2 protein-coding genes are annotated in these 1,184 nt (G+C 33.6%); both read left to right on the top strand.

From position 1 onward, the window contains the following. A partial coding sequence (locus B5X70_RS17775) for a hypothetical protein (RefSeq protein WP_079559244.1) occupies positions 1-293 on the top strand: 293 nt, incomplete at its 5' end. A gap of 5 nt (positions 294-298) precedes the next feature. Continuing rightward, complete coding sequence (locus tag B5X70_RS18205) at positions 299-787, top strand: hypothetical protein (RefSeq protein ID WP_198314186.1); 489 nt, start codon at positions 299-301, stop codon at positions 785-787. Positions 788-1,184: the final 397 nt, after the last annotated feature.

The following is a 1,184-nucleotide window of genomic DNA, read 5'->3' as shown; positions in this document are numbered from 1 at the left end:
ACGTTGTGCCGCATACCGTCAGAGATAAAAACATTATGATAGGAATTAAATTAGCATATTACAGGAAAAAGGATTGGAAACGATTCTTCAAGATAATTGCTGACCGTGAAAGTATGCATGACACATGGTATGATTGGCATAAAGATTTTGAAAAAACAAAACGAGATTTGACCAATCAGGGATTCGATGTTGTTGATATTGTTGTAGAATTGGATGAATTAACGGAGTATTGTAGACTGAAAGGAATAAAAAATGATGGAAAAGCTCGTTCTCAGTTTGTTCAAGCAAAATAGAGATTATGGGATTTAAGAAAATATCGATAGAAAAATATGTGGAACTACACTTAAAAAGTAATCCATCCGAAAACAAAAATGATTTGGAGAAAAGACTTAAAAGTGCATTGAAAGATTATAAAAATGGAATTAAGTGTTCATGTGGAAATGACATCTGGGTGATTGGTTCTGCTGCGGTTGGAAATAGTTGTTTTACTTGTATCACGGGGGAAAGTGAACCAACTGATGATTATGAAATTGATTCAGCAATAAAAAAACAAGAAAACAGAAAAGGTCAAAGACACATTGATAAAATGAACCCAAGCGAGATTCATGGATTCTTCGATGACGATGGATATGAAATAAACAGCGAACTGATTAAAAAACCATCTTTGTGTTTAACTTGTGTACATAATGATGACCCAAACGAGGAATTTCTTTGTAATATGAATCGAATTGACCAAAAGCACGAAAACGAATTTAAATGTTTTGCATATATAAAGATTGAAATTTAATAGGTTACATGCCATAAATACAAAGACTATGAATATGAAAGAGCAGCTCAGAAAAACTCAAATCGCATTTTGGATAAATTTACCCATTTGTATTCTATCAATGATTATTCTATTTAATTCAGTTGATACCGGTATCTTATGGAAGATGATTGCATCTTCTTTTGGATTTCTTGGTTTTCTAGGACTTACAATTTTAATTTTTCGACAATTGATTAAACTAAGAAAAGCGATTTGAAATTATATTCAGCAAATAATAAAAAGCACGACGGCACAACGGTGTGTATAACCAATGGCTTTGGTTCAGCTTAATAGTCACCCTCCTACCCCGCCTGAATTTTTGTAACGGCGGACAAGGACGCAGCCCGCAAAAAAGCCACTGGTCATACACAGGTACGTT

Source organism: Alkalitalea saponilacus (assembly GCF_900168165.1).
Lineage (GTDB): Bacteria > Bacteroidota > Bacteroidia > Bacteroidales > Marinilabiliaceae > Natronoflexus > Natronoflexus saponilacus.
Note: the sequence above shows the minus strand (reverse complement) of the source record. Positions and strands in the feature narration are given on the sequence as shown.

Coding starts and splice junctions, on each gene's coding strand:
- B5X70_RS18205 (WP_198314186.1), top strand. CDS start 299: ATGGGATTTAAGAAAATATCGATAGAAAAATATGTGGAACTACACTTA.